The organism is Pseudomonas sp. TSO6 (genome assembly GCF_056098905.1).
Map to the genome: position 1 here is coordinate 1 of NZ_JBLZWV010000061.1, position 24,523 is coordinate 24,523.

Consider the following 24,523-nt stretch of genomic DNA (forward strand, 5'->3'; position numbering starts at 1 on the left):
GCACAGGGTTCATATGCTGTGCAGTAACTGTGGGAGCTGGCTTGCCGGCGATAGGGTCGGCACAGGCTGACTTCAGGCGCCTTTCAGGGCCTTGATCTTGGCCTGCAACCCTTCCAGGGTCTGCTCACCCAGCAGCTGTTCGCGCACCTTGCCCTTGTCATCGATGATGTAGGTGACCGGCAACGCCTCGCTGCGCGGCAGGTCATAGCGCTCGGCCGGGTCCTGGGCCAGTACGGTAAAACCGATGCCCAGGGTTTCAGAGGCCTGTTTCAGGTCCTGCCCTTGCAAGCCATCGAAGTTCACCCCCACCACTTTGATACCATCGGCCGCCCACTGCTTGGCCGCCGCATTCAATTCCGGGATTTCGGTACGGCACGGTCCGCACCATTCGGCCCAATAGTTGAGCACCAGCCAGTGCCCTTCGATCTGTTCGGCCTTAACCGTATTACCGTGTTGGTCCACGCCATAATCGGCACCGCAACCACCGAGCAACAGGCTCGCGGTGATGGCCAGTACTGCTGCCAGACGCCTTGCCATGGGTCAATCCTTCTCGAGTTTTAAAGCAAATTGGTCAGTCGCTGCGGTTAGAATAGCCGCCACACCCAGCTGGATGCGACCCGACATGACTGACCTGACGCTCTATCATAACCCGCGCTGCTCGAAATCCCGCGGCGCGCTGGAACTGCTCGAAGCCCGTGGGCTGGCGCCGACCATCGTGCGCTATCTGGAAACCCCGCCCGACGCCGCCACACTCAAGGCACTGCTCGACAAGCTGGGCATCGCCCCACGCCAATTGCTGCGTACCGGCGAGGACGAATACAAAGCGCTGAACCTGGCCAACCCGGCACTGACCGACGCGCAACTGATCGAGGCCATGGCTCAGCACCCCAAACTGATCGAACGGCCGATTCTGGTTGCCGGCGACAAGGCCGTGGTAGGTCGCCCGCCCGAAAAAGTGCTGGAGATCCTGCCGTGAGCGCCCCCTACATCCTGGTGCTGTATTACAGCCGCCATGGCTCGACCAGCGAAATGGCCCGGCACATCGCCCGCGGCATCGAACTGGCCGGCATGGAGGCACGCCTGCGCACGGTGCCCGCTATCTCTACCGAATGTGAAGCGGTGGCCCCGGACATTCCGGCCAGTGGTGCGCTGTACGCCACCCTGGACGACCTTCGCCACTGCGCAGGCCTGGTACTGGGCAGCCCGACCCGCTTTGGCAACATGGCAGCGCCGCTGAAGTACTTCCTGGATGGCACCAGCAGCCTGTGGCTGGGCGGTGAACTGGTCGGCAAGCCGGCGGGCGTGTTCACCTCTACCGCCAGTTTGCACGGTGGCCAGGAAACCACCCTGCTGTCGATGATGTTGCCGTTGATGCACCACGGCATGCTGGTGATGGGCCTGCCGTACAGTGAGTCGGCCTTGCTGGAAACCCGCGGCGGCGGCACCCCTTACGGCGCCAGCCACCATGCGGGGGCCGATGGCAAGCGTGAGCTTGATCAGCACGAAATTGCCCTGTGCCGAGCTCTGGGACAACGCCTGGCGACCACGGCCAAGGCCCTGGAGGCCGCGCGTGGCTAAAAAGCCCAAGGTGTTGCCGCCGCTGGAATGGCTGGCACCGCGCCTGCGCCTGACACGGGCGTTGAGCCTGGCGTTTTTCTTCGGCCTGATCGGCCTGCTGCTGGTGAACAACCTGTGGTTCGCCAACCTGCATGGGGCGCGAGTCGGGGTGATTCTGGCAATCGAGCTGGTGCCACTGCTGCTGTTGTTGCCGGGCATGCTGACAGGCAGCGCCCGGGCACATGCCTGGGCCTGTTTCGTGGTGAATATCTATTTCATCAAGGGCGTGCTGGCGGCGTTCGACCCGGCGCGGGCGGTGTTTGGCTGGGTTGAAGTGCTGGCGAGCCTGGGGTTGTTCATTGCCGGGCTGCTGTATGTGCGCTGGAAGTTCCAGCATGAGCGGCGCATGGCGGGCGAAGGGAGTTGAATTCGGGGGCTGCCCTGCAGCCCAATCGCCGGCAAGCCAGCTCCCACAAAGTCCTCACAGGTTCTGAATGCTGTGCAACACCTGTGGGAGCCTGGCTTGCCGGCGATGGGCCGCACAGCCGGCAAGCCAGCTCCCACAGAGCCATCACAGGTTCTGAATGCTGTGCAACACCTGTGGGAGCCTGGCTTGCCGGCGATGGGCCGCACAGCGGCCCCGACGATCTCAATGGTTGACGGTATGCGCCAGCATCACCGACAACTGGCACAGCGGCCGCCCACTTTCTTCATGCCACTGGTTGAACGCCTGTTGCACCAAGGCCAGGTCGCGTTGACTGGTCGGCTGCTTGTCGATCACCTTCTGTGCAATCAACGCCGCCGCCATGTCATCGGTAGGGATGAAGGTATCCTTGCCAACCATGCGCAAAAAGCGCGGCGCCGACAGCCCGCCCAGCTGGTTGCCGTGCTTGGCCAGGTACTTCCACAAGCCGACAATGTCGGTCACCGGCCAGTCGGCGATGAAAGCGCCAAAGCTGCCCTTCTCCTTCGTCACGTCGAGGATCATCTGCGCATTGCGCGGTACGCTCCTGAGCTTGCCCAGGTGGCGGATGATGCGCTCGTCCTGCATCAGCCGCTCCAGGTGCTCGGCGCCCATCAGCACGACCTTCTCCGGGTCGAAGCCGAAAAACACCTGCTCGAATGCTGGCCACTTGGCATCCACCAGGCTGTGCTTGAGCCCCGCGCGGAACACGCGCAGGGCCAGGGTCGACAGGTAGCGGTCGTCGCTGATACCGCGCAGTTGCACAGCTGTGCGCGGTTGCGGCAGGAAGGCCTCCAGCGCCTGGGCCGAGCCAAAGCGGTTCAGGCAGTACTCATGCAGCCACTGGTAATCGCGCATGGGCTCAGATGTTCAGCACGTCGAGGAAACGCGGCGTGGCGTTTTCGTCGATCTTCAGGCCGATGAAGTCGAACAGGTTGCGGTCCGCCAGTTGCGACGGCGCCACATTCTGCAGGGCACGGAAGATGCTCTCGGTACGGCCCGGGTGCTTGCGCTCCCACTCCACCAGCATGTCCTTGACCACCTGGCGCTGCAGGTTTTCCTGCGAGCCACACAGGTTGCACGGGATGATCGGGAATTCCTTCATGTCCGAGTAGGCCTGGATGTCCTTCTCGCTGCAGTAGGCCAGCGGGCGGATCACCACATTGCGGCCGTCGTCGGCGCGCAGCTTCGGCGGCATGCCCTTGAGCGCACCGTTGAAGAACATGTTGAGGAAGAAGGTTTCGACGATATCGTCGCGGTGGTGCCCCAGCGCCATCTTGGTCGCGCCGATTTCGTCGGCGAAGGTGTACAGGGTGCCACGGCGCAGGCGCGAGCACAGCGAACACGTGGTCTTGCCCTCGGGTACCAGCTCCTTGACCACCGAGTAGGTGTCTTTCTCGACGATGTGGTACTCGACGCCCAGCTCTTTGAGGTAGGCCGGCAGCACGTGCTCAGGGAAGCCTGGCTGCTTCTGGTCCATGTTCACCGCGACGATCTCGAACTTGATCGGTGCCACCTTCTGCAGGTGCAACAGAACGTCGAGCATGGTGTAGCTGTCCTTGCCGCCAGACAGGCAGACCATGACCTTGTCGCCATCCTCGATCATGTTGAAGTCGGTGATGGCTTCGCCGGCGAGACGACGCAGGCGTTTTTGCAGTTTGTTCTGGTTGACCGAGAGGGTGCCCATAGCGCTTGGATCCGCGAGGTGTGACAAAAGCCGGCTATTTTACGCACAAACGCAGCATCGCTGTAGGCATTCCGATAAAGACTTCGATGTAATCAACAGCCCCCCTGACAGCGCAATTTGCTCTAAAAAGCGCGGTTCGTGCCGGTAGCCGCTTCCTATACTGCGACATAAGGCCACATTACCGCTTGCATCGGTGTTCGGGCCTCGGGCCGCTTGCGCTCCATCTGGGGGGCGTTTGGCAACATTGAGAGGAGTGATCGGCATGATTCATCACGTTGTGGGGCTGTTTACCCATCCCGATCAGGAATGGCGGGAAATTCGTGGCGAAGAAGAAACCATCAGCCACATGTACCTGACGCACACCTTGATCCTGGCGGCGATCCCTGCCGTTTCCGCATTCATCGGCACTACCCAGGTGGGCTGGGTAATCGGTGACCGGCCAGCCGTGATGCTCACCATGGAAAGCGCCATCTGGATGAGCATCATGTCGTACCTGGCCATGCTCGGCGGGGTGGCGGTAATGGGCGCGTTCATCCACTGGATGGCCCGCACCTACGATGCCAATCCGTCCATGGCACAGTGCATCGCCTTTGCCACCTACACCGCCACACCGTTGTTCATCGGCGGCTTGGCGGCGCTGTACCCGCACCTTTGGCTGGGCATGCTGATCGGCACTGCTGCTATCTGCTACACGGTGTACCTGCTGTATGTCGGCTTGCCGACGTTCATGAACATACCGTCCGACGAAGGCTTCCTGTTCTCCAGCTCGGTGCTGGCAGTGGGCCTTGTGGTACTGGTGGCGATCATGGCTGCCACGGTAATTATCTGGGGACTGGGCGTGGGGCCCGTCTACACCAACTAGAACAGACTCAACCAACACTGGGGCATCAACCAGGGGCCGCCGCAAGGCGGCCTCTGGCTGTGCGCAGACCGGTGGCACGGCAGGCCGCCGATGCTTGCGGCATAATGCCCGGTCAGGAGAACCGCCCCACCATGCCCGAGCTGCTCAAACAACGCGTCGAAACCTGTTACCAGCAAGCCGAAACCTTTTTCAAACGCCCCTTCCCGCGCCCGGAAGTCAGCTTCAAGCTGCGCGGGCAAAAAGCCGGCGTCGCCCACCTGCACGAGAACCTGCTGCGCTTCAACCTGCAGCTCTACCGGGAAAACCAGGAGGACTTCCTGCGCCAGACCGTTGCCCACGAAGTGGCGCACCTGGTGGCCCACCAGTTGTTTGGCGACCGCATCCAGGCCCATGGCGAAGAGTGGCAATTGATCATGCGCGGGGTGTATGAGCTGCCACCCAACCGTTGCCACAACTATGAAGTGCAACGGCGCGTGGTAACCCGCTACATCTACCGCTGCCCGTGCCCGCAGGGTGATTTCCCGTTTACCGCACAGCGGCACAAGCTGGTGCGCCAGGGGCGTCGGTACCTGTGCAAACGCTGCCGGGAGATTCTGGTGTACAGCGGCGAAACTCGCGTCGAATAGGGGCCGGCCTCATCGCCGGCACAAGCAATGCAAAAATCACAGGCATAAGAAAGGCGACCCGAGGGTCGCCTTCTTGTACCAGCCTGCGTTTTACTTCTCGACGAAGGCACGCTCGATCAGGTAGTCACCCGGCTCGCGCATGCGGGCGGAGACTTTCAGGCCGAAGCTGTCCAGCACTTCGCTGGTCTCGTCGAGCATGCTCGGGCTGCCGCAGATCATCGCACGGTCGTCCTGCGGGTTGATCGGTGGCAGGCCGATGTCGCTGAACAGCTTGCCGCTGCGCATCAGGTCGGTCAGGCGGCCCTGGTTTTCGAAAGGCTCGCGGGTCACGGTCGGGTAGTAGATCAGCTTGTCGCGGACCGACTCACCGAAGAACTCGTTCTGCGGCAGGTGCTCGGTGATGAACTCGCGATAAGCCACTTCGTTCACGTAACGCACGCCGTGTACCAGGATCACTTTTTCGAAGCGCTCGTAGGTTTCCGGGTCCTGGATGACACTCATGAACGGCGCCAGGCCAGTGCCGGTGCTCAGCAGATACAGGTGCTTGCCCGGATTCAGGTCGTCGAGCACCAAGGTACCGGTAGGCTTCTTGCTGATGATGATCTCATCGCCTTCCTTCAGGTGCTGCAGCTGCGAGGTCAGTGGGCCGTCAGGTACCTTGATGCTGAAGAACTCCAGGTGCTCTTCCCAGTTCGGCGAGGCGATGGAATAGGCACGCATGAGCGGACGGCCGCTTTCCTGCTGCAGGCCGATCATCACGAACTGACCGTTCTCGAAGCGCAGCCCCGGGTCGCGGGTGCACTTGAAGCTGAACAGGGTGTCGTTCCAGTGGTGCACACTGAGGACACGTTCGTGGTTCATGTTGCTCATCGATGGGGCTCCTGAAGAAAAACGCGGCGCGCAAAACGCGCAGTTGCGCGATAGTTTAGGGGCAGCGACAATATCTGTTAACTGGATTATCAAGATATGTGTTATCGGTTATATCGATATGCGATTCACACTCCGTCAACTGCAAGTCTTCGTCGCCGTCGCACAGCACCAAAGCGTCTCCCGGGCCGCTAGCCTGCTGGCGTTGTCGCAGTCGGCCGCCAGCACTTCCATCACCGAACTGGAGCGGCAATCGAGCTGCCAGCTGTTCGACCGTGCCGGCAAGCGCCTGGCGCTCAACGCCCTTGGCCATCAATTGTTGCCACAGGCGGTGGCCCTGCTCGACCAGGCCAAGGAAATCGAAGACCTGCTTAACGGCAAGTCCGGTTTCGGTTCGCTGGCGGTCGGCGCCACATTGACCATCGGCAACTACCTGGCCACCCTGCTGATCGGCAGCTTCATGCAGACCCACCCGGAAAGCCAGGTCAAGCTGCATGTACAGAACACAGTGCATATCGTGCAACAGGTCGCGCACTACGAAATTGATCTGGGTCTAATCGAAGGTGACTGCAACCACCCCGACCTGGAAGTGCAGCCCTGGGTCGAGGACGAACTGGTGGTGTTCTGCGCGCCGCAGCATCCACTGGCCAAGCCGGGCCGGGCTGATATCGAAAACCTGTCGCAAGAGGCGTGGATATTACGCGAGCAAGGCTCAGGCACGCGCCTGACCTTCGACCAGGCCATGCGCCACCACCGCGCCAACCTCAACATCCGCCTGGAGCTGGAACACACTGAAGCAATCAAACGCGCGGTGGAGTCGGGCCTGGGGATTGGCTGCATTTCGCGCCTGGCCCTGCGGGACGCCTTCCGCCGGGGAAGCCTGGTACCGGTGGAAACCCCGGAACTGGACCTGATGCGCCAGTTCTATTTCATCTGGCACAAACAGAAGTACCAGACCTCGGCCATGCGCGAATTTCTGGAACTGTGCCGCAACTTCACCGCGGGCTATACCCGCAGTGATGAAATCGTGCTGCCGCCGATCGCTTAAAGCAGGATCACGCCCCACACCAGCGCCACCATGGTCAGTGCCACCAGTTGCGCGGCGCTGCCCATGTCCTTGGCGTTTTTCGACAGCGGGTGGCGCTCCAGCGAGATACGGTCGATGGCCGCCTCCACCGCCGAGTTGAACAGCTCGACGATCAGCCCCAACAGGCACACCGCAATCATGATCGCCCGCTCGGCACGGCTGACCGGCAGCCAGAAGGCAATCGGGATCAGCAGTACGTTAAGCAGCACCAGCTGGCGGAATGCGGCCTCACCCTTGAAGGCGGCACGCAGGCCATCCAGCGAGTAGCCGGCGGCGTTGAAGATACGTTTCAGGCCGGTCTGGCCCTTGAATGGCGATGTCATGTGAGTCACTTCACAACAGAAAGGCCAGCAGACTAGACCGGCTCGGGTCAAAAAAGCGTGAAGCCACGCGCAGTCAGTTGCTGGCAACCGATTCAAGTTGTTGCAGCAGCAGCGCGGCCTGGGTGCGGGTACGCACGCCCAGCTTGCGGAATATTGCAGTCACGTGGGCCTTGATCGTGGCCTCGGAGACACTCAGTTCATACGCAATCTGCTTGTTCAGCAGGCCTTCGCAGACCATGGTCAGCACGCGGAACTGCTGCGGCGTGAGGCTGGCCAGCCCCTCGCTTGCGGCCTTGGCCTCGGCCGAGACATCGACCTTTTCGAACGCCTGCGGCGGCCACCAGACCTCGCCATCGAGCACCTTGCGCACGGCGTCCTGGATCACTTCGAGAGTGCTGGACTTGGGAATGAAGCCACTGGCGCCAAACTCGCGGGACTTGACCACCACCGCGGCCTCCTCCTGTGCCGACACCATCACCACAGGGATCTGCGGGTATTGCCCGCGCAGCAGTACCAGCCCGGAAAAACCATAAGCACCCGGCATGTTCAAGTCCAGCAGCACCAGGTCCCAGTCGGCTTTTTCGCTCAGGCGGGTTTCCAGTTCGGCAATGCTCGCGACTTCGACCAGGCGCACATCCGGGCCCAGGCCGAGGGTAACGGCCTGGCGCAGGGCGCCACGAAACAACGGGTGGTCATCGGCAATCAGGATTTCGTAAGTGGCCATCGATCTAAGGATCCTGTTCTATGCCAGACGCTCGGGGAAGAGAAGCGCCCGGCGGGGAATCGGCGCCAAGGATGCCGAGCACGGTCAAGGGTGGTCAAGCCATTCGCCCTGCCGTCTCGCCCACCCTGGCTGCCAGCCCCGTCATTATGAACCAAAGCAGGGGTTGTGCCCCTTGGACTATAGGAAGGTATGCAAACGCTGGTGGGTGTCGTCCTGATCATCCAGCGGCAGGCGCCGCTTGCCGCTCAGGTAATGCAGGCTGAACACATCCAGGTAGGCATCCAGCGCCTGCGAGGCCTGGCTGTCGCCGGCCAGGTCCAGGCACATGGCTGCGACCTCTGCCGTGCAGAAGTGATCGTCGCGCTTGGAGCGCCGCAGGCGATAGCGCGACATCTGCTCGGCCTGCAGGCTCAACACCGGAAAGCGGTCCAGGTACGGGCTTTTGCGGAACATCTTGCGGGCTTCGGTCCAGGTGGCATCCAGCAGGATGAACAGCGGGCGCTTGCCCGGCTCGCGCACCACCTCGCTGACTACCCGCTGCTCGGCCACGAACTCACCGGGGAAGACGATATAGGGCTGCCAGCGCGGGTCGTCCAGCAGGGCCAGCAAGCGCTCGTCGACCGAGGTGCGCTGCCAGCCGAAGGCCCAGGTGTCTTCGATCAGGTCGGCAATAAGCCAGCCGGTGTTGGTGGGCTTCAACGGCTCGGTGTCATGCATCAGCAGGCACACACCAGACTCGGCCTGCACCCGAGGCTTCCAGGCACACAGGCAATGGGTGGCGATGACCCGGCAATCCGCGCAGCGCTCGGCACGCGAGCCACGGGCGATGAAAGGCTTGTTGCTGCGGGCCAGGCGTTCGGCGCGCAGGCGCGCTACCGCGTGGCTCATGCCGGCAGGCCTCTGGACAGGTAGGAAATGGGCACAAGGATGACTCGAAAAAAACCAGGCGGCCAGTTTACCAGAACAGGGGGCATTTGCTGTGCAGCTGGCAAGGCGCGCCTTATAATCGACGCTTGCCGTGCCCCTGTGGGGCCGGCTTGCCCGCGATGGGGCGCACCACTGCCCAATTGCAGTCACAGTATCGTTTTATGGAACACTGCAGACCTGCGCATGTCAAAGCGCCAGTCATCGAACCAGGAGAGATTCATGCTGCGCCTTATCGTCCCCGCCCTGAGCCTGCTACTCGCTCTGCCCCTGGCAGCCCAGGCAGCCTCCAAGCAGGATTACGACCTGAACCGGACATTGCAAAAGGTCGCCAAAGAAAGCAGCGTCGGTACCCCGCGCGCGATCAACGAGGACATCCTCGATCAAGGCTACACGGTGGAAGGCAAGGCGCTGGTCAACCACCTGAGCGTACGCCAGAGCCACGCCGAACGCATGCAGGCCAATCCCGCGCAGGTACGCAGCCAGCTGGGCGACAGCGTCTGTCGCAACAGCGGCTTCCGCAACCTGATGTCCAAGGGCGCTGTCATGGTCTACCGCTTCACGGTTTACAAGACCAATCAGCCAATCATGGACCAGGCTTTCGACAATGCCAGCTGCACGGCCGGCAACAAGAAGAAGTAACAGCAGCTGTTCAAGCTACACCTTCTCGTCCTCGCGGGCGCGCCAGTGCCCTTCGGCGGCATCGGCGCGCATCTCGGCCAGTAACGCCTGCAAGTAGCGCGACTGGCACTCCAAGCCTGCCAACCTGCGGCAGCACTCGTCCTCAAGGCTCAAGTGATGCACCTGAGCCGCATTCTCCAGCTGCTGGTAGAGCTGCCGGTCAATCTCGATGATCAAGCGATGCATACCGCCACCTCCTGCATCGATACGTTTCGCTTTACCAGTTAACCAAACCCCTGCTTCCAGTGGCCACATACCGACGGGCGGCTGCGCGAAACAGCCCGGCACGATCCGGCGCAAGGGTCTAGATTGAGGTCAGAGGTATTGGTGCAGAAGGAGACGTTGCATGCCTTACCAAGCGAATGAGCTGCTATTCAGCCACTTCCGTGACAACAATATCGACCTGAGCAACATCGACGCACAACTGCAACTGGTGGCCCCCAACAGCCCCAACCTGCCGCTGTACCGCGACATGATGCTGACCGTCCTGCGCATGGCCCATGACGACAGTGACCGCTGGAGCGCCAAGATCACCCTGCAGGCCCTACGCGAATTGGACCAGGCGTTCCGCACACTGCAGCGCTACAAGGGCCGGCGCAAGGTGACCGTGTTCGGCTCGGCGCGTACCCCGCTGGAGCACCCCATGTACGCCCTGGCCCGCGAGCTGGGCGCCACCCTGGCGCGCTCCGACCTGATGGTCATCACCGGTGCCGGCGGCGGCATCATGGCCGCCGCCCACGAAGGCGCTGGCAGCGACCACAGCCTGGGTTTCAACATCACCCTGCCCTTCGAGCAACACGCCAACCCCACCGTGGGCGGCACCGACAAGCTGCTGCCCTTCCATTTCTTCTTTATCCGCAAGCTGTTCTTCGTCAAGGAGGCCGATGGCCTGGTGCTGTGCCCGGGCGGCTTCGGCACCCTGGATGAAGCGCTCGAAGTGCTGACGCTGATCCAGACCGGCAAGAGCCCTTTGGTGCCGGTGGTGCTGCTGGACTCGCCCGGCGGCAGCTTCTGGCGCGACTGCCTGGACTTCATCAGCCGTCAGCTGGAAGAAAACCGCTACATCCTGCCCAGCGACCTGAAGCTGGTGCGCCTGGTGCACAGTGCCGATGAGGCCGTGGAGGAAATCAACCAGTTCTACAGCAACTACCACTCCAGCCGCTGGCTGAAAAACCAGTTCGTGATCCGCATGCACCACCCGCTCAGCGAAGCAGCGCTGTTTGATATTCAGGAAGGCTTTGCCGACTTGCGCCTGAGTGGCAAGTATCATCAGCAAGCGGATAGCAGTGCCGAACATGAAGTGGGCAACTTCAACCATTTGACCCGGCTGTCATTCGCCTTCAATGGCCGCGACCAGGGCCGGCTGCGCGAGCTGGTGGATTTCATCAACTTGCCGGAAAACTGGGCCAAGCCTCAGCCAATGCATACCACGCAGCGGGCCAGGGAGGCGTTGAAGGTGAGCTGATGCGGGGCGTTGAAGCGTTCGCCACGACAGTTTTATCGCCTGCGCGACCGAGCGCCGCCCACGCGGCGCATCGCGAGCTGCGCTCGATCTCACAGGCACTAAACAATCAGAGTGGTCAGTAATCGTCGAGATCACGTCCACTGAGCAGGCGGCCGATCAAGTCCATGGGGAAACCCCGGTAAGCCAGAAAACGGGTTTGCTGGGCACGGCTGCGCGGATCCTGCGGGTGCTGCCCGGCAAACTTGCGCTGCCACACATCACGCATGCGCTCGCGCCAGTCCACCTCGCTCTCGCGCAATGCCTGCTCGATATCAGCACGCGCCAGACCACGCTGGCCCAGCTCCTCACGAATACGCGAAGGGCCATAGCCAGCGCTGGAACGGTACCTGATGAAGCTTTCGAGGTAGCGGGCTTCGCAAAGCAGCCCTTCTTCGGCGAGCCGGTCGAGCTCAGGCTCGATCAGCTCATCCGAAGCGCCGCGCTGACGCAACTTGCGCGTCAGCTCGACGCGACCGTGCTCACGTCGCGCGAGCAGGTCCATGGCTGTCCGCCGAATGGCGACGGGGGTGTCGAGTACGGCGGACATATTGGCTATCTACCGCGCAATCAATAACCGGCTTCGGCGTCAGCCACATCGTCGGCGCTGGCATCAACGGCGGCAGCTTTGTTGGCTTCAGCGGCAGCACCGGCTTTCAGCAGCTTCTCACGAATCTGCTTCTCGATCTCGGTACCAATAGCCGGGTTCTCGGCCAGGTATTTGGCAGCGTTGGCTTTGCCCTGACCGATCTTGTTGCCCTGGTAGGCGTACCAGGCACCCGACTTCTCAATCAGGCCTTGGGACACACCCAGGTCAATGATCTCGCCATTACGGTAAATACCTTTGCCGTACAGAATCTGGAACTCGGCCTGACGGAACGGCGGCGAAACCTTGTTCTTGACGATCTTGACGCGGGTTTCGCTACCGACCACCTCGTCGCCTTCCTTGACCGCACCGGTACGGCGGATGTCCAGACGCACCGAGGCGTAGAACTTCAGGGCGTTACCACCGGTGGTGGTTTCCGGGCTGCCGAACATCACGCCGATCTTCATACGGATCTGGTTGATGAAGATGACCAGGCAGTTGGCGTTCTTGATGTTACCGGTGATCTTGCGCAGGGCCTGGGACATCAGGCGAGCCTGCAGGCCCACGTGCATGTCACCCATTTCGCCTTCGATCTCGGCCTTGGGTACCAGCGCGGCCACGGAGTCGACGATGATCACGTCAACGGCGTTGGAGCGCACCAGCATGTCGGTGATTTCCAGGGCCTGTTCGCCGGTGTCCGGCTGCGAGACCAGCAGGTCGTCGACGTTGACGCCCAGCTTGCCGGCGTACTCAGGGTCGAGGGCGTGTTCGGCATCGACGAAGGCGCAGGTGGCACCGCTTTTCTGGGCTTCGGCGATGACCGACAGGGTCAGCGTGGTCTTACCCGACGATTCCGGGCCATAGATCTCGACGATACGGCCTTTTGGCAGGCCGCCGATGCCGAGGGCAATATCCAGGCCCAGGGAGCCGGTGGAGATGGCCGGAATGCCTTGGCGCTCATGGTCACCCATACGCATGACTGCGCCTTTGCCGAATTGGCGTTCGATCTGACCCAGGGCCGCAGCCAAGGCGCGCTTCTTGTTGTCGTCCATTGAAATCCTCACGTGTTCGACTTGGCCCTGATGGCCGGAATACCTGTATAAGTAGCCAGTATTATTCCACAGGCAGGCGCCCGCGCAAACCCCTGTCGTCGATTTACTCGGCACCAAGCTGTAACAAGCCGTCTAACGCGGCGCTCACCGTCTGTCGGCGCACCGCCTCGCGGTCACCGTCGAACTGGCGGCGCTCGCTGAACACCCGGTTGCCGTCACCCCAGGCGAGCCATACGGTACCTACCGGTTTGGCCGGCGAACCACCGTCCGGCCCGGCCACGCCGCTCACCGCCACGGCGAAGCGCGCGCCGCTGGCGGCCTGGGCACCGCGTACCATGGCTTCGACCACTTCCTGGCTGACTGCGCCCACCTGGCCGAACAAGGCCTCGGGCACGCCCAACAGGCGGGTTTTCTGGGCGTTGGAATATGTCACGTAGCCAACCTCGAACCAGGCCGAGCTGCCAGGTATACGGGTGATGGCTTCGGCAATGCCACCGCCGGTGCAGGATTCGGCGGTAGCCACCTGTGCATTGAAACGGCGCAGGTGTTCACCCAGGCGGGTGGCAAGTGTGGTGATCGGGTCCATGTCGGGCTCCTGGAAGGCTGCACCTACCCTACCAGCTTGTGTGTTTCACTGATATTCGGCCAGCTCGCGAAGCCTGCGACCACAACGGCAACAGGCCTGCCGTGAAATGACGATTTCGCCGACAAACACGCGCTCGACTTCGACAGGCTTGTGCCTGTACAGCCGGCACAGCACAAGCCTGAGCCATTCGGTCATATCAGAAGTTCAACCGAAGCACGGTGCGCCAGATGTTCTTCGCCGGTGAACGACGATGCTTGGCCCAGTTGCGCTCCCACCATTCATCTTCATTGCGTACCACCTGCTCCAGATCACTGCCGGTAACAGCGGCAGCATGCTGGCGGAACATCATGGGGAATACGCAATGCTGGCGGATCCTGTGTTTGACCACCACATCCACCGGCGTGCCATCGTAGGGCGTGTCGGCCAGGATCCGGCAGCCTTGGCGCGACAACACATAGGCGTGCAACGCGACCACCCGCCCCCTGGCGATAAACGGAAACCAGGTCAGCCACGTCCGCCCCATGGAGTAGCCCAGGTGCAGAGCCTCGAAAGGCCGCTTCTGCATGAAGCGGTTTACCCAGCGAACCCGCGTAGCCGTAAATTCATAGGCCTTGGCATCGTCCTCGAAAATCAAAATTCTATCCAGGCCGTTTTCCAGCGCATGGCGAGCCAGTTGCTGATGCGACTCGTAGCAACCACGCGCGGGATCGCTGTTTTTCTGGACGATATGAAAAACCACCTCATTGTCCAGCTGCCGAGCGATAGTTTCTGTGAATAGTTTACGCCGGTCACCCCGGGTATCGAGAGAGATGCAAAAAACTGCATCGACATCAAATCGAATTCGGCTCACTGCTTTAATCAACCCGATTGCAATCACTGTTAGGTGGGTCACACACCACCGCAGTCGATTCCGGCAGGTCTTCCCTGATGTTAAAAAGCCGCCAATTCTCCATGGGGACGCCGTGCTGTCAATATGCCCTCACTTCAATCCTGGCCAGGACGTGCAGGTACTGCCCGTGCGGTTGCCGTGGTACCCTATGCGGCTTGAAAAATCAGGTGGGTCTCGGCGCCGCGCACGCAACACGGAACGCCCCAATTTGCCCCACAATGTTGAGACCTACTTTCTAAGCCTTTGATGAATAAAGCAATTTCCGATCTTTCCGCACACACCCCAATGATGCAGCAGTACTGGAAGCTGAAGAACCAGCACCCGGACCAGCTGATGTTCTACCGCATGGGCGACTTCTACGAAATCTTCTACGAAGATGCGAAGAAGGCCGCGAAACTGCTGGACATCACCTTGACCGCGCGCGGTCAGTCGGCCGGCCAGTCCATCCCCATGTGCGGGATTCCGTTCCATTCGCTGGAAGGCTACCTGGCCAAGCTGGTCAAGCTGGGCGAATCGGTGGTGATCTGCGAACAGATTGGCGACCCGGCCACCAGCAAGGGCCCGGTGGAGCGCCAGGTGGTGCGCATCATCACCCCAGGCACGGTCAGCGACGAGGCGCTGCTGGACGAGCGTCGCGACAACCTGATTGCCGCGCTGCTCGGTGACGAACGCCTGTTCGGCCTGGCCGTGCTGGACATCACCAGCGGCAATTTCAGCGTGCAGGAAATCAAAGGCTGGGAGAACCTGCTGGCCGAGCTTGAGCGCCTCAACCCGGTCGAGCTGCTGATCCCTGACGACTGGCCACGCGACCTGCCCGCCGAAAAACGCCCGGGCGCCCGCCGCCGTGCGCCGTGGGACTTCGACCGCGATTCGGCGCGCAAGGCCCTGTGCCAGCAGTTCGCGACCAAGGACCTCAAGGGCTTTGGCTGTGACAAGCTGACCCTGGCCATCGGCGCCGCCGGCTGCCTGCTGACCTACGCCAAGGAAACCCAGCGCACCGCCCTGCCGCACCTGCGCAGCCTGCGCCACGAACGCCTGGACGACACGGTCATCCTCGATGGCGCCAGCCGTCGCAACCTGGAGCTGGACGTCAACCTGGCGGGCGGGCGTGACAACACCCTGCAATCGGTGGTCGACCGCTGCCAGACTGCCATGGCCAGCCGCTTGCTGAGCCGGTGGCTGAACCGCCCGTTGCGCGACCTCAAGGTATTGCAGGCACGCCAGGACTCGATCCGCTGCCTGCTCGACAGCTACAGCTTCGAGAAGCTGCAGCCGCAGCTGAAGGAAATTGGCGACATCGAGCGGATCCTCGCCCGAATCGGCCTGCGCAATGCCCGCCCTCGCGACCTGGCGCGCCTGCGCGATGCATTGGGTGCCTTGCCAGAACTGCAGAATGCCATGAGCGAGCTGGAGGCGCCGCACCTTGCGCGCCTGGCGGCCATTACCGGCACCTACCCGGAGCTGGCCAGCCTGCTGGAGCGGGCGATCATCGACAACCCGCCAGCGGTGATCCGCGACGGCGGCGTACTCAAGACCGGCTATGACAACGAGCTGGACGAGCTGCTGGCGATCAGCGAGAACGCCGGCCAGTTCCTGATCGACCTGGAAACCCGTGAAAAGGCCCGCACCGGCCTTGCCAACCTGAAGGTCGGCTACAACCGCGTGCACGGCTACTTCATCGAGCTGCCGACCAAGCAGGCCGAGCAGGCGCCGGGCGACTACATCCGCCGTCAGACCCTCAAGGGCGCCGAGCGCTTCATCACCCCCGAGCTGAAAGTATTCGAGGACAAGGCGCTGTCGGCCAAGAGCCGCGCCCTGGCCCGTGAGAAGATGCTCTACGACGCCCTGCTGGAAACCCTGATCAGCCACCTGGCGCCGCTGCAAGACAGCGCCGCCGCCCTGGCCGAACTGGATGTGCTCAGCAACCTGGCCGAACGTGCGCTGAACCTCGACCTGAACTGCCCGCGCTTCGTCGACGAGCCGTGCCTGCGTATCGAGCAAGGCCGCCACCCGGTCGTGGAGCAGGTACTGACCACCCCGTTCGTGGCCAACGACCTGGGCCTGGACAACAGCACGCGCATGCTGATCATCACCGGCCCGAACATGGGCGGTAAATCCACCTACATGCGCCAGACCGCCCTGATCGTGCTGCTGGCGCACATTGGCAGCTTCGTGCCGGCGGCCAGCTGCGAACTGTCGCTGGTCGACCGCATCTTCACCCGCATCGGCTCCAGCGACGACCTGGCCGGCGGGCGCTCGACCTTCATGGTCGAGATGAGCGAAACCGCCAACATCCTGCACAACGCGACCGACCGCAGCCTGGTGCTGATGGACGAAGTGGGCCGCGGCACCAGTACGTTCGACGGCCTGTCGCTGGCATGGGCTGCCGCCGAGCGCCTGGCCCAGTTGCGCGCCTATACCCTGTTCGCCACCCACTACTTCGAGCTCACCGTGCTGCCGGAGAATGAGCCGCTGGTGGCCAACGTGCACCTGAATGCAACCGAGCACAACGAGCGCATCGTGTTCCTGCACCATGTACTGCCTGGCCCTGCCAGCCAGAGCTACGGCTTGGCCGTGGCACAACTGGCCGGCGTGCCGGGGGTCGTGATCCAGCGTGCTCGCGAACACCTGGCGCGCCTGGAAACCACCAGCCTGCCGCATGAACACGCCCCGGCCGAAAAGGCCAGGGATGTGCCACAAGTACCGCACCAGAGCGATCTGTTCGCCAGCCTGCCACACCCGGCCATCGAGAAGCTGGGCAAGCTGCAGCTGGACGACATGACCCCGCGCCAAGCTATCGAAATGCTATATCAACTAAAGAACCTGTTATAACGGCGCCCACTACAAGCTGGTAGAATCCGCCGCGGTTTGCTGGTGCTGCAGGTTATTAGCCTGGCCTGCAGCCACATACCTGTAAACCGCGCGGCCCTGAGAGGAAGGGCCGCCGCCGTCGCCTGAGGAGAGAACTAGAAATGACCTTCGTCGTCACCGACAACTGCATCAAATGCAAATACACCGACTGCGTGGAAGTCTGTCCGGTGGACTGCTTCTACGAAGGCCCGAACTTCCTGGTCATTCACCCGGACGAGTGCATCGATTGCGCGCTGTGCGAACCGGAATGCCCGGCGCAAGCCATCTTCTCGGAAGACGAAATCCCTGCCGGGATGGAGAACTTCATCGAGCTGAACGCCGAACTGGCGGAAGTCTGGCCAAACATCACCGAGCGCAAGGATGCCCTGCCTGACGCTGAAGAGTGGGACGGCAAGACTGGCAAGATTGCAGACCTGGAGCGCTGATAGCGCCCGGACACGAAAAAGGCCCCTCGGGGCCTTTTTTGTTTTTCTGCAGACAAAAAAAGGGGCGGTTTGACCCGCCCACATTTTTTTCCGTAGTCCCTGCTTGTCCCAAACATCTTCCTGATGAAATCGCTTCTTGCGATGTCCTTGGCCTTCGTCCTGAATGCCTGTGCATGTCCCTGTGCACAGTTCGAATACTAGCGGGTTCAGCCGGGCGGGCAAGCGCGAGACCTCACAAGGTATTACAGGGGACACATTTCCTCACAGCCGAATAAGCCATGCTTTTCAATGGGTTGTAAAAATACCGGGGCTGAAAACGACAATGATTTACTGCGACTTGCATAGATAGCTTACAAAACAAGTAAGAAAAGGCTTACACGCAATGTTACTGGGGTAGCGCAGTACACATTAGATATCTGTTTTACCCGGCAGATTTTGGGGGCTGCTTTGCAGCCCATTCGCAGCACAAGGCTGCTCCTACAGGGATACGCGATCATGCAGGCAATCACGGTCTCTTGTAGGAGCAGCCTTGTGCTGCGAATGGGGCGCGCAGCGCCCCCGACATTCTCAAATGACACACACAAAAACGCCCCGAGGTCATCGGGGCGTTTTGTGTGACAGGCCTTCGCTACTGGAACAGCGACTCGCTGGACAGGCCGTTCTTCTCAAGGATCTCTCGCAAGCGCTTGAGCCCCTCTACCTGGATCTGCCGTACCCGTTCCCGGGTCAAGCCAATCTCCAGGCCTACGTCCTCCAGGGTGCTGCTCTCATGCCCACGCAGGCCAAAGCGACGCACTACCACTTCCCGCTGTTTGTCAGTCAGCTCGCCCAGCCACTGGTCGATGCTCTGCGACAGGTCGTCATCTTGCAGCAGTTCGCACGGGTCGGTGGGGCGGTCGTCGGTCAGGGTATCGAGCAGGGTCTTGTCCGAATCCGGGCCAAGCGACACGTCCACGGAAGACACCCGCTCGTTCAGGCCCAGCATGCGCTTGACCTCGGCGACCGGCTTCTCCAGCAGCGTGGCGATTTCTTCCGGGGAGGGTTCGTGGTCGAGTTTCTGGGTCAGCTCGCGTGCGGCGCGCAAGTAGACGTTCAGTTCCTTCACCACGTGGATGGGGAGGCGGATGGTGCGGGTCTGGTTCATGATCGCCCGTTCGATGGTCTGGCGAATCCACCAGGTCGCATAGGTCGAGAAACGGAAACCACGCTCCGGGTCGAACTTCTCGACCGCACGGATCAGCCCCAGGTTGCCCTCCTCGATCAGGTCGAGCAGCGACAGGCCGCGGTTCACGTAACGACGGGCAATTTTTACAACCAGGCGCAGGTTGCTTTCGATCATGCGCTTGCGGCCAGCGGGGTCGCCCTTCTGCGACAGGCGCGCAAAGTGCACTTCTTCTTCCGGCGAAAGCAGCGGCGAGAAGCCGATCTCGTTGAGATACAACTGGGTGGCATCCAGCGCCCGGGTGTAATCGATGTACTTGTGTTGCTTGAGCGAAGAGCCCGACTTGGCCCTCGTCCGAACCGAAGATACAGCAGGTTCGTCTGACACCACATCCGTTTCCAAAACGATGCCCGTCTCCATGAGGAGGACGTCATCGTCGATGTCAAACTCCGGCACTTCTTTACTGAGAGCCATTGTTATAGTCCTTTGCTGAGTTCGAACTCAGACTCGAGCGGCACCTTGATCCCTGGCAGCGCTGGAGCCTGTCCCCTCTACATCACAGGAACAGGCCGGGTACAACGATCAACGGCGTGGCAGGAACTGGAGTGGATCGACGGGTTTGCCCTGGCGGCGAATCTCAAAATGCAGCTTCACCCGATCTGTGCCCGTAGACCCCATTTCAGCAATCGACTGCCCTGCCTTGACCTGCTGCCCCTCCCGAACCAACAGCCTGCGGTTATGACCGTAGGCACTGACGTAGGTATCGCTGTGTTTGATGATGATCAGCTCGCCGTAGCCCCTCAAACCACTCCCGGCGTAAACCACCGCACCATCAGACGCAGCAAAAACAGGCTGTCCCAAATCACCGGCGATATCAATGCCTTTATTCAAACTACCGTTTGAAGCAAATTTTCCAATCAGCACGCCGTTGGCAGGCCAGGTCCAGCCGCCTACCGCGCGCTCCGCAGCGGGCACGGTGGCAACCACTGGCGAGCTGGTGGAGGGTGCCGGCGTAGCCGGTTTGCCGGTGCTGGCAGGCACCGTGGCAGTGCTGCCCACAGGCCGCCGCGTGACCGTGGTGCGGCTCGACGAGGACGGGTTGGTCACCACCGTGGTACTGCTGCTCGAACCACTGCTGAAACGAATCGCCTGGCCCGGGCGGATGGTATAAGGCGCCGCGATGCCGTTGCGCGCAGCCAGCTCCTTGTAGTCCCAGCCGTAGCGGAAGGCGATGGAGAACAGCGTGTCACCCGGCTTGACGACGTACTGCCCGGACGTTACCGCCGGGCGCTTGGGCACGCTGTTGTTGCGGTCGACCACTCGCGCGCTGGTGTTACTGGTGCTCGAGCAACCCACCAGTAGCGTGCCCATGGCCAGTGCAATCACCAGAAGCTTGAAACCCGACCCATCCTTGCGCTGCCGAATGACTGTGTGACCCACCCGCGCTCCCCTCATGGTGCCGAAATACGATATGAAGACAAGAAATGCAATATTGTTGCAATTATAACCAAGCCGGCCAGTAATGGCAGGCTGATGCAAAAGGCTGTAGCAAAGCCACGGTGTGCGCTGCGTGCTAGCGCTTCGCTCCGCCAGATAGACAGGGCGAAGCTGCAAGAATTCGCCGCCGGCGCAAAAATACCGCGCAGCTCACACCGCCAGCGCCCGGCTCGACGCAGTGCTCAGGCCAGCGGGCCATTGAGCAGCGGTACGAAGCGCACTGCCCCCAGCACTCGGCGGGAGAATCCATGCTCCTCGCGCACGATCAGCATCAGTTGCTGGGTTTCGCCGGCCGGCCCCACCGGGATCACCATGCGGCCACCAGGTGCCAGTTGGTCAAGCAGTGCCTGCGGCACTTCCGGCGCCACTGCCGTGACGATGATGCCGTTGTACGGCGCCAGCGCCGGCCAGCCTTCGCAACCATCACCCCAGCGAAATACCACATTGCGCAGGTTCAGCTCCACCAGGCGCTCTTTGGCCCGGTCCTGTAGCACCTTGATACGCTCAACCGAGAATACCCGCTCCACCAGTTGGGCAAGGATCGCCGTCTGGTAACCCGAACCAGTGCCGATCTCCAGCACCTTGTCCAACGGACCGGCCTCGAGCAGAAGCTCGCTCATGTGGGCAACCATGAAGGGCTGGGAGATGGTCTGGTTGTGGCCGATCGGCAACGCGGTGTCTTCGTATGCACGATGCGCGAGTGCCTCGTCGACGAACAGGTGACGCGGAGTACGCCGGATCACGTCGAGCACCTTGGTGTTCGACACACCCTCTTCGCACAGGCGCTGGATCAGACGCTCCCGGGTACGCTGGGAGGTCATGCCGATGCCACGCCGCAGCATATCGTCCTCGCGCATCAGAGCACGCCCTCCAGCCAACCGTCGAGCTGCTCGAAGGCATCATTGAAGGTACGGTCAAGCTGCAGCGGCGTGATCGAGACGAAGCCTTGCATCACTGCATGGAAGTCGGTGCCAGGGCCGCCATCTTCGGCATCACCGGCCACTGCGATCCAGTAGCCTTCCTTGCCGCGCGGGTTGACCACCTTGGTCGGTGCCGCCGCCCGCGCCCGGTGACCGAGGCGGGTGAGCTGGATGCCACGGATGTGCTCCAGCGGCAGGTTGGGGATATTGACGTTGAGGACAGTGCGTGGCGGCAGCACCAGACGCGACTGTGCCTCGACCAGGCGACGGGCGATGTAGGCCGCCGTCGGCAGGTTGTCGGGCTGACGCGACAACAGCGAAAACGCCAGCGATGTGGTGCCCAGGAAGCGGCCTTCCAACGCAGCGGCGACCGTACCGGAGTACAAGACGTCATCACCCAGGTTGGCACCAAGGTTGATCCCCGACACGACCATGTCCGGCACCTGCGGCAACAGCCCATTGAGCCCCAGGTGCACACAGTCGGTCGGTGTGCCGTTGAGGCTGATGAAGCCGTTGGCCAGGGTCTGCGGGTGCAGTGGCCGGTCCAGCGTCAGTGAACTGCTGGCGCCGCTCTTGTCTTGATCCGGGGCGATCACCGCGCACTCGGCATAATCCGCCAGCGCAGCGTGCAGCGCGGCGAGGCCGGGTGCGGTAACACCGTCGTCGTTCGAAATCAGAATACGCATGGGCTGTCCGTCTGCCCTGCCGACACCAGATCCAAGACTTCGCGCACCACTACGGTGGCGAAGCATCCGGCCGGCAGGACGAATTCCAGTTGCAGGATATCAGGCTCGGGATAATGCCATGTCAGGCCGCCAATAGGGAGCCGCAAAATACGCCGTTCGTGATCCATGCCCGCCTGCGCCAACCACTGGCAAAGTGCCGGCTGCCGTGCGCCGACGGCATTTTCCAGCTGCGCGGTGGGGCCGCTTGCAGGCGAGTCGCCCTCACCCCACATCGGGCCGGTCGGGTGCAGGTCGAGAATCGCCAGGCGTGGGTCGGCGCATTCCGCCTCGCCAGCCGGGAAGAAGCTACGGCTGTCGGTGAACGCCAGCAGGTCGCCGACCTGGGCCTGCGCCCAGCGACCTTCGGCGACACGTGCCGCCAGCACCTGGTTGAACAGGTAGCTGCGCCCGGCCGAAAGCAGCCGCGAACGCACGTTGCGCTGCTCGGGTAATGCTTTGCGGGCGGCCCAGTCGAGCGCGTCATGGACGTTGCCCCCGCCGTGACCGAAGCGCTGGGTGCCGAAATAGTTGGGCACACCGTGCTGCTTGAGCTGTGCCAGGCGGGCATCCACAGCCTGGTGGTCGGCAGTTAGGGCCGTCAGGCGCAGGGTGAAGCCGTTGGCCGAATGCGCGCCACGCTGCAGCTTGCGCTGGTGGCGCACCTGCTTGAGCACGCGCAGGCTGGCATCTTCAGCGCGCGACAGGTCCGGGTCGGCCTTGCCCGGCAGGTGTAGGCTGAACCACTGGCGGGTCAGGGCCTGACGGTCCTTGAGCCCCGCGTAGCTGATCGAACGCACCGGCACGCCTGCGGCGCGCGCCAGGCGGCGGGCAGCCTCTTCGGTGTTCAGGTCACGCTTTTCGACCCACAGCCACAGGTGCTCGCCTTGGCCGGAAAGCGGAATGCCCAGCACTTCATCGACCTGGAAGTCTTCAGCCACCGCCTTGAGGACGGCAGTGCCCAAGGGTTCGCCCGATGCGCGCGGGCCCAGCAGTTCCAGTTCGGTCATGCCGGCAGCAGCAGGGCGACCGAATGCACGGCAATCCCCTCCTCACGGCCGGTGAAGCCCAGCTTTTCAGTGGTGGTGGCCTTGACGTTGACCTGGTCGAGTTCGACCTGCAGGTCTTCGGCGATGAGCTGGCGCATGGTCTCGATGTGCGGGGCCATCTTCGGCGCCTGGGCGACGATGGTGGCGTCGATATTGCCGACCTTCCAGCCCTTGGCCTTGACGATGCCGACTACATGACGTAGCAGCACGCGGCTGTCGGCACCCTTGAATTGTGGGTCGGTGTCGGGGAAGTGCTTGCCGATATCGCCCAGCGCCGCGGCGCCCAGCAAGGCATCGCTCAGGGCGTGCAGCAGCACGTCGCCGTCGGAATGGGCCAGCAGGCCGTATTTGTGGGGGATACGCACCCCGCCCAGGGTAATGAAATCACCGTCGCAGAAACGGTGCACATCGTAGCCATGGCCAATACGCATAGAAAAACGCCCTGAATGAGTCAGGGCGTGATTCTACCTGCTTTTGAAGCATTGGGGCTGCTTCGCAGCCCATGGCCGGCAAGCCAGCTCCCACCTGGCCCACCTGGCCCTCAAGCCATGCACAGTACCTGTGGGAGCTGGCTTGCCGGCGATGAGGCAAACACCCCAGCTACGCCTTACACCCGCTTAAGTGCCACCGCATGATGGCGCAGGTGATCCTCGATGAAGGTGGCAATGAAGTAGTAGCTATGGTCGTAGCCCGGCTGCAAACGCAGGGTCATTTCATGCCCCCCTTTGCGTGCCGCCTGCTCCAGCGCTTCAGGCTTGAGCTGCTTTTCGAGGAAGTCGTCACGGTCGCCCTGATCGACCAGCAACGGCGGGCATTGGCCAGCAGGGGTTTCGGCCAGCAACACGCTGGCATCCCACTCGCGCCAGCGCGCCCGGTCTTCACCCAGGTAGCGGCTGAAGGCCTTCTCGCCCCACGGGCAATCCATCGGGTTGCTGATCGGCGAAAACGCCGACACCGAGCGGTAGCGCCCCGGGTTGCGCAAGGCGCACACCAGCGCGCCGTGCCCACCCATGGAGTGGCCGCTGATGCTACGCTCGCCCGACGCCGGGAAGTGCGCCTCGATCAGCGCCGGCAACTCCTCCACCACATAGTCGTGCATGCGGTAGTGCTGGGCCCAGGGTTGCTGGGTGGCGTTGAGGTAGAAGCCGGCCCCCAGGCCGAAGTCCCACGCGCCGTCCGGGTCGCCCGGCACCTGCTCGCCACGCGGGCTGGTGTCGGGGGCCACGATGATCAGCCCAAGCTCCGCAGCCATGCGCTGGGCGCCGGCCTTCTGCATGAAGTTCTCGTCGGTGCAGGTAAGGCCGCTAAGCCAGTACAGCACCGGCAGCTTCTCGCCCTGCTCGGCCTGCGGTGGCAGGTACACGGCAAACACCATGTCGCAGCCCAGCACCTTGGAGTGATGCCGGTAACGCTTGTGCCAGCCGCCGAAGCTCTTCTGGCAGGAGATGTTATCCAGGCTCAT

30 protein-coding genes are annotated in these 24,523 nt (G+C 62.2%); 10 read left to right on the forward strand and 20 right to left on the reverse strand.

Annotated features, from left to right (window positions below):
• Nucleotides 1–72: 72 nt before the first annotated feature.
• The gene (locus ACN6NG_RS23200; protein WP_059396235.1) at nt 73–537 is read right to left on the reverse strand and encodes a TlpA disulfide reductase family protein; all 465 of its coding nucleotides are present in this window, start codon (nt 535–537) and stop codon (nt 73–75) included.
• Nucleotides 538–622: 85 nt separating this feature from the next.
• Here ACN6NG_RS23200 and arsC point away from each other — a divergent pair, with 85 nt between their 5' ends.
• The 3 genes from arsC to ACN6NG_RS23215 are packed head-to-tail and all read left to right on the forward strand — an operon-like array spanning nt 623 to nt 1,984.
• Nucleotides 623–976 (forward strand): arsenate reductase (glutaredoxin), encoded by a 354-nt coding sequence (arsC, locus tag ACN6NG_RS23205; protein WP_474316444.1) that lies wholly within the window; start codon nt 623–625, stop codon nt 974–976.
• Nucleotides 973–1,578 (forward strand): NAD(P)H:quinone oxidoreductase, encoded by a 606-nt coding sequence (gene wrbA, locus ACN6NG_RS23210; protein WP_016501124.1) that lies wholly within the window; start codon nt 973–975, stop codon nt 1,576–1,578. The genes arsC and wrbA overlap by 4 nt, the downstream gene beginning before the upstream one ends.
• Nucleotides 1,571–1,984, forward strand: a complete 414-nt coding sequence (locus ACN6NG_RS23215; RefSeq protein WP_016501125.1) for a DUF2069 domain-containing protein — start codon at nt 1,571–1,573, stop codon at nt 1,982–1,984. Before wrbA ends, ACN6NG_RS23215 begins: the two co-directional genes overlap by 8 nt.
• A 222-nt stretch (nt 1,985–2,206) precedes the next feature.
• Here the strand turns inward: ACN6NG_RS23215 and ACN6NG_RS23220 are convergent, their stop codons facing one another.
• Both ACN6NG_RS23220 and ttcA read right to left on the reverse strand, forming a co-directional pair.
• Nucleotides 2,207–2,878, reverse strand: a complete 672-nt coding sequence (locus ACN6NG_RS23220; protein WP_016501126.1) for a DNA-3-methyladenine glycosylase I — start codon at nt 2,876–2,878, stop codon at nt 2,207–2,209.
• 4 nt (nt 2,879–2,882) lie between these two features.
• The gene (ttcA, locus tag ACN6NG_RS23225; protein WP_016501127.1) at nt 2,883–3,707 is read right to left on the reverse strand and encodes a tRNA 2-thiocytidine(32) synthetase TtcA; all 825 of its coding nucleotides are present in this window, start codon (nt 3,705–3,707) and stop codon (nt 2,883–2,885) included.
• Between the two features lie 262 nt (nt 3,708–3,969).
• Here ttcA and ACN6NG_RS23230 point away from each other — a divergent pair, with 262 nt between their 5' ends.
• Together ACN6NG_RS23230 and ACN6NG_RS23235 are read left to right on the forward strand one after the other, a co-directional pair.
• Nucleotides 3,970–4,569 (forward strand): Yip1 family protein, encoded by a 600-nt coding sequence (locus tag ACN6NG_RS23230; protein WP_016501128.1) that lies wholly within the window; start codon nt 3,970–3,972, stop codon nt 4,567–4,569.
• 131 nt (nt 4,570–4,700) lie between these two features.
• Nucleotides 4,701–5,195: a SprT family zinc-dependent metalloprotease gene (locus tag ACN6NG_RS23235; RefSeq protein ID WP_016501129.1), complete on the forward strand. Its 495-nt coding sequence runs from the start codon at nt 4,701–4,703 to the stop codon at nt 5,193–5,195.
• 90 nt (nt 5,196–5,285) lie between these two features.
• Here the strand turns inward: ACN6NG_RS23235 and fpr are convergent, their stop codons facing one another.
• Nucleotides 5,286–6,065, reverse strand: coding sequence for a ferredoxin-NADP reductase (gene fpr, locus ACN6NG_RS23240; RefSeq protein ID WP_016501130.1), 780 nt, complete (start codon nt 6,063–6,065; stop codon nt 5,286–5,288).
• 118 nt (nt 6,066–6,183) lie between these two features.
• Here fpr and finR point away from each other — a divergent pair, with 118 nt between their 5' ends.
• On the forward strand, nt 6,184–7,110 hold the full coding sequence (finR, locus tag ACN6NG_RS23245) for a LysR family transcriptional regulator FinR (protein ID WP_353457282.1): 927 nt from the start codon (nt 6,184–6,186) through the stop codon (nt 7,108–7,110).
• Here the strand turns inward: finR and ACN6NG_RS23250 are convergent.
• The 3 genes from ACN6NG_RS23250 to ACN6NG_RS23260 form a co-directional block, all read right to left on the reverse strand.
• Entirely contained in the window at nt 7,107–7,472 is a 366-nt protein-coding gene (locus tag ACN6NG_RS23250) for a diacylglycerol kinase (protein WP_010952700.1), read from the reverse strand. The two genes, finR and ACN6NG_RS23250, sit on opposite strands and share 4 nt — an antisense overlap.
• Before the next feature lie 73 nt (nt 7,473–7,545).
• Nucleotides 7,546–8,196 (reverse strand): response regulator transcription factor ErdR, encoded by a 651-nt coding sequence (gene erdR, locus ACN6NG_RS23255; RefSeq protein ID WP_003252375.1) that lies wholly within the window; start codon nt 8,194–8,196, stop codon nt 7,546–7,548.
• A 177-nt stretch (nt 8,197–8,373) separates the two neighbouring features.
• Nucleotides 8,374–9,084 (reverse strand): tRNA-uridine aminocarboxypropyltransferase, encoded by a 711-nt coding sequence (locus ACN6NG_RS23260; RefSeq protein WP_016501134.1) that lies wholly within the window; start codon nt 9,082–9,084, stop codon nt 8,374–8,376.
• A 258-nt stretch (nt 9,085–9,342) separates the two neighbouring features.
• Here ACN6NG_RS23260 and ACN6NG_RS23265 point away from each other — a divergent pair, with 258 nt between their 5' ends.
• Complete coding sequence (locus ACN6NG_RS23265; protein ID WP_063424704.1) at nt 9,343–9,762, forward strand: quorum-sensing-regulated virulence factor family protein; 420 nt, start codon at nt 9,343–9,345, stop codon at nt 9,760–9,762.
• Nucleotides 9,763–9,777: 15 nt separating this feature from the next.
• Here ACN6NG_RS23265 and ACN6NG_RS23270 read toward each other — a convergent pair whose 3' ends face one another.
• Complete coding sequence (locus ACN6NG_RS23270) at nt 9,778–9,987, reverse strand: hypothetical protein (protein ID WP_338746320.1); 210 nt, start codon at nt 9,985–9,987, stop codon at nt 9,778–9,780.
• Between the two features lie 160 nt (nt 9,988–10,147).
• Here ACN6NG_RS23270 and ACN6NG_RS23275 point away from each other — a divergent pair, with 160 nt between their 5' ends.
• The gene (locus ACN6NG_RS23275) at nt 10,148–11,266 is read left to right on the forward strand and encodes an LOG family protein (RefSeq protein WP_353457285.1); all 1,119 of its coding nucleotides are present in this window, start codon (nt 10,148–10,150) and stop codon (nt 11,264–11,266) included.
• A 115-nt stretch (nt 11,267–11,381) separates the two neighbouring features.
• Here the strand turns inward: ACN6NG_RS23275 and recX are convergent, their stop codons facing one another.
• The 5 genes from recX to ACN6NG_RS23300 all read right to left on the reverse strand — a co-directional run bounded on the left by recX (nt 11,382) and on the right by ACN6NG_RS23300 (nt 14,376).
• Entirely contained in the window at nt 11,382–11,852 is a 471-nt protein-coding gene (gene recX, locus ACN6NG_RS23280; RefSeq protein WP_353457286.1) for a recombination regulator RecX, read from the reverse strand.
• A gap of 20 nt (nt 11,853–11,872) precedes the next feature.
• Nucleotides 11,873–12,940 (reverse strand): recombinase RecA, encoded by a 1,068-nt coding sequence (gene recA, locus ACN6NG_RS23285; protein ID WP_063424698.1) that lies wholly within the window; start codon nt 12,938–12,940, stop codon nt 11,873–11,875.
• Between the two features lie 103 nt (nt 12,941–13,043).
• The gene (locus ACN6NG_RS23290) at nt 13,044–13,526 is read right to left on the reverse strand and encodes a CinA family protein (RefSeq protein ID WP_049275392.1); all 483 of its coding nucleotides are present in this window, start codon (nt 13,524–13,526) and stop codon (nt 13,044–13,046) included.
• A gap of 45 nt (nt 13,527–13,571) precedes the next feature.
• Nucleotides 13,572–13,721: a hypothetical protein gene (locus tag ACN6NG_RS23295; RefSeq protein ID WP_155737839.1), complete on the reverse strand. Its 150-nt coding sequence runs from the start codon at nt 13,719–13,721 to the stop codon at nt 13,572–13,574.
• Between the two features lies 1 nt (nt 13,722).
• Nucleotides 13,723–14,376: a hypothetical protein gene (locus ACN6NG_RS23300; RefSeq protein WP_353457293.1), complete on the reverse strand. Its 654-nt coding sequence runs from the start codon at nt 14,374–14,376 to the stop codon at nt 13,723–13,725.
• A gap of 297 nt (nt 14,377–14,673) precedes the next feature.
• Between ACN6NG_RS23300 and mutS the strand changes: the two genes are divergently transcribed.
• Together mutS and fdxA are read left to right on the forward strand one after the other, a co-directional pair.
• The gene (gene mutS, locus ACN6NG_RS23305) at nt 14,674–17,247 is read left to right on the forward strand and encodes a DNA mismatch repair protein MutS (RefSeq protein ID WP_016501142.1); all 2,574 of its coding nucleotides are present in this window, start codon (nt 14,674–14,676) and stop codon (nt 17,245–17,247) included.
• 140 nt (nt 17,248–17,387) lie between these two features.
• A complete protein-coding gene (gene fdxA, locus ACN6NG_RS23310) occupies nt 17,388–17,711 on the forward strand; it encodes a ferredoxin FdxA (RefSeq protein WP_012270863.1) in 324 nt (107 codons plus the stop codon).
• Nucleotides 17,712–18,339: 628 nt separating this feature from the next.
• Here the strand turns inward: fdxA and rpoS are convergent.
• From rpoS to fghA, 7 genes are all read right to left on the reverse strand, one after another.
• A complete protein-coding gene (gene rpoS, locus ACN6NG_RS23315; protein ID WP_009686059.1) occupies nt 18,340–19,347 on the reverse strand; it encodes an RNA polymerase sigma factor RpoS in 1,008 nt (335 codons plus the stop codon).
• Nucleotides 19,348–19,455: 108 nt separating this feature from the next.
• Nucleotides 19,456–20,313 (reverse strand): peptidoglycan DD-metalloendopeptidase family protein, encoded by an 858-nt coding sequence (locus ACN6NG_RS23320; protein ID WP_474316619.1) that lies wholly within the window; start codon nt 20,311–20,313, stop codon nt 19,456–19,458.
• Nucleotides 20,314–20,552: 239 nt separating this feature from the next.
• Nucleotides 20,553–21,191 carry a protein-L-isoaspartate(D-aspartate) O-methyltransferase gene (locus ACN6NG_RS23325; protein WP_015269209.1) on the reverse strand — a complete coding sequence of 213 codons (639 nt, stop codon included), beginning with the start codon at nt 21,189–21,191 and terminating at the stop codon, nt 20,553–20,555.
• Between the two features lie 35 nt (nt 21,192–21,226).
• Complete coding sequence (gene surE, locus ACN6NG_RS23330) at nt 21,227–21,976, reverse strand: 5'/3'-nucleotidase SurE (RefSeq protein ID WP_016501144.1); 750 nt, start codon at nt 21,974–21,976, stop codon at nt 21,227–21,229.
• Nucleotides 21,964–23,022 (reverse strand): tRNA pseudouridine(13) synthase TruD, encoded by a 1,059-nt coding sequence (gene truD, locus ACN6NG_RS23335; RefSeq protein WP_474316458.1) that lies wholly within the window; start codon nt 23,020–23,022, stop codon nt 21,964–21,966. The genes surE and truD overlap by 13 nt, the downstream gene beginning before the upstream one ends.
• Nucleotides 23,019–23,492, reverse strand: a complete 474-nt coding sequence (gene ispF, locus ACN6NG_RS23340) for a 2-C-methyl-D-erythritol 2,4-cyclodiphosphate synthase (RefSeq protein WP_063424690.1) — start codon at nt 23,490–23,492, stop codon at nt 23,019–23,021. Before ispF ends, truD begins: the two co-directional genes overlap by 4 nt.
• Before the next feature lie 176 nt (nt 23,493–23,668).
• Entirely contained in the window at nt 23,669–24,523 is an 855-nt protein-coding gene (gene fghA / locus ACN6NG_RS23345; protein ID WP_063424688.1) for an S-formylglutathione hydrolase, read from the reverse strand.

Bases quoted from the DNA above. Each gene is read 5' to 3' on its own strand.
- ACN6NG_RS23295 (WP_155737839.1), bottom strand. From the start codon at position 13,721: ATGACCGAATGGCTCAGGCTTGTGCTGTGCCGGCTGTACAGGCACAAG.
- ACN6NG_RS23290 (WP_049275392.1), bottom strand. From the start codon at position 13,526: ATGGACCCGATCACCACACTTGCCACCCGCCTGGGTGAACACCTGCGC.
- truD (WP_474316458.1), bottom strand. From the start codon at position 23,022: ATGACCGAACTGGAACTGCTGGGCCCGCGCGCATCGGGCGAACCCTTG.
- ACN6NG_RS23220 (WP_016501126.1), bottom strand. From the start codon at position 2,878: ATGCGCGATTACCAGTGGCTGCATGAGTACTGCCTGAACCGCTTTGGC.
- fpr (WP_016501130.1), bottom strand. From the start codon at position 6,065: ATGAGCAACATGAACCACGAACGTGTCCTCAGTGTGCACCACTGGAAC.
- ttcA (WP_016501127.1), bottom strand. From the start codon at position 3,707: ATGGGCACCCTCTCGGTCAACCAGAACAAACTGCAAAAACGCCTGCGT.
- ACN6NG_RS23265 (WP_063424704.1), top strand. From the start codon at position 9,343: ATGCTGCGCCTTATCGTCCCCGCCCTGAGCCTGCTACTCGCTCTGCCC.
- fghA (WP_063424688.1), bottom strand. From the start codon at position 24,523: ATGAGCCTGGATAACATCTCCTGCCAGAAGAGCTTCGGCGGCTGGCAC.
- ACN6NG_RS23270 (WP_338746320.1), bottom strand. From the start codon at position 9,987: ATGCATCGCTTGATCATCGAGATTGACCGGCAGCTCTACCAGCAGCTG.
- ispF (WP_063424690.1), bottom strand. From the start codon at position 23,492: ATGCGTATTGGCCATGGCTACGATGTGCACCGTTTCTGCGACGGTGAT.
- surE (WP_016501144.1), bottom strand. From the start codon at position 21,976: ATGCGTATTCTGATTTCGAACGACGACGGTGTTACCGCACCCGGCCTC.
- ACN6NG_RS23275 (WP_353457285.1), top strand. From the start codon at position 10,148: ATGCCTTACCAAGCGAATGAGCTGCTATTCAGCCACTTCCGTGACAAC.
- rpoS (WP_009686059.1), bottom strand. From the start codon at position 19,347: ATGGCTCTCAGTAAAGAAGTGCCGGAGTTTGACATCGACGATGACGTC.
- ACN6NG_RS23250 (WP_010952700.1), bottom strand. From the start codon at position 7,472: ATGACATCGCCATTCAAGGGCCAGACCGGCCTGAAACGTATCTTCAAC.
- ACN6NG_RS23260 (WP_016501134.1), bottom strand. From the start codon at position 9,084: ATGAGCCACGCGGTAGCGCGCCTGCGCGCCGAACGCCTGGCCCGCAGC.
- arsC (WP_474316444.1), top strand. From the start codon at position 623: ATGACTGACCTGACGCTCTATCATAACCCGCGCTGCTCGAAATCCCGC.
- recA (WP_063424698.1), bottom strand. From the start codon at position 12,940: ATGGACGACAACAAGAAGCGCGCCTTGGCTGCGGCCCTGGGTCAGATC.
- fdxA (WP_012270863.1), top strand. From the start codon at position 17,388: ATGACCTTCGTCGTCACCGACAACTGCATCAAATGCAAATACACCGAC.
- ACN6NG_RS23325 (WP_015269209.1), bottom strand. From the start codon at position 21,191: ATGACCTCCCAGCGTACCCGGGAGCGTCTGATCCAGCGCCTGTGCGAA.
- recX (WP_353457286.1), bottom strand. From the start codon at position 11,852: ATGTCCGCCGTACTCGACACCCCCGTCGCCATTCGGCGGACAGCCATG.
- ACN6NG_RS23230 (WP_016501128.1), top strand. From the start codon at position 3,970: ATGATTCATCACGTTGTGGGGCTGTTTACCCATCCCGATCAGGAATGG.
- finR (WP_353457282.1), top strand. From the start codon at position 6,184: ATGCGATTCACACTCCGTCAACTGCAAGTCTTCGTCGCCGTCGCACAG.
- ACN6NG_RS23235 (WP_016501129.1), top strand. From the start codon at position 4,701: ATGCCCGAGCTGCTCAAACAACGCGTCGAAACCTGTTACCAGCAAGCC.
- ACN6NG_RS23200 (WP_059396235.1), bottom strand. From the start codon at position 537: ATGGCAAGGCGTCTGGCAGCAGTACTGGCCATCACCGCGAGCCTGTTG.
- erdR (WP_003252375.1), bottom strand. From the start codon at position 8,196: ATGGCCACTTACGAAATCCTGATTGCCGATGACCACCCGTTGTTTCGT.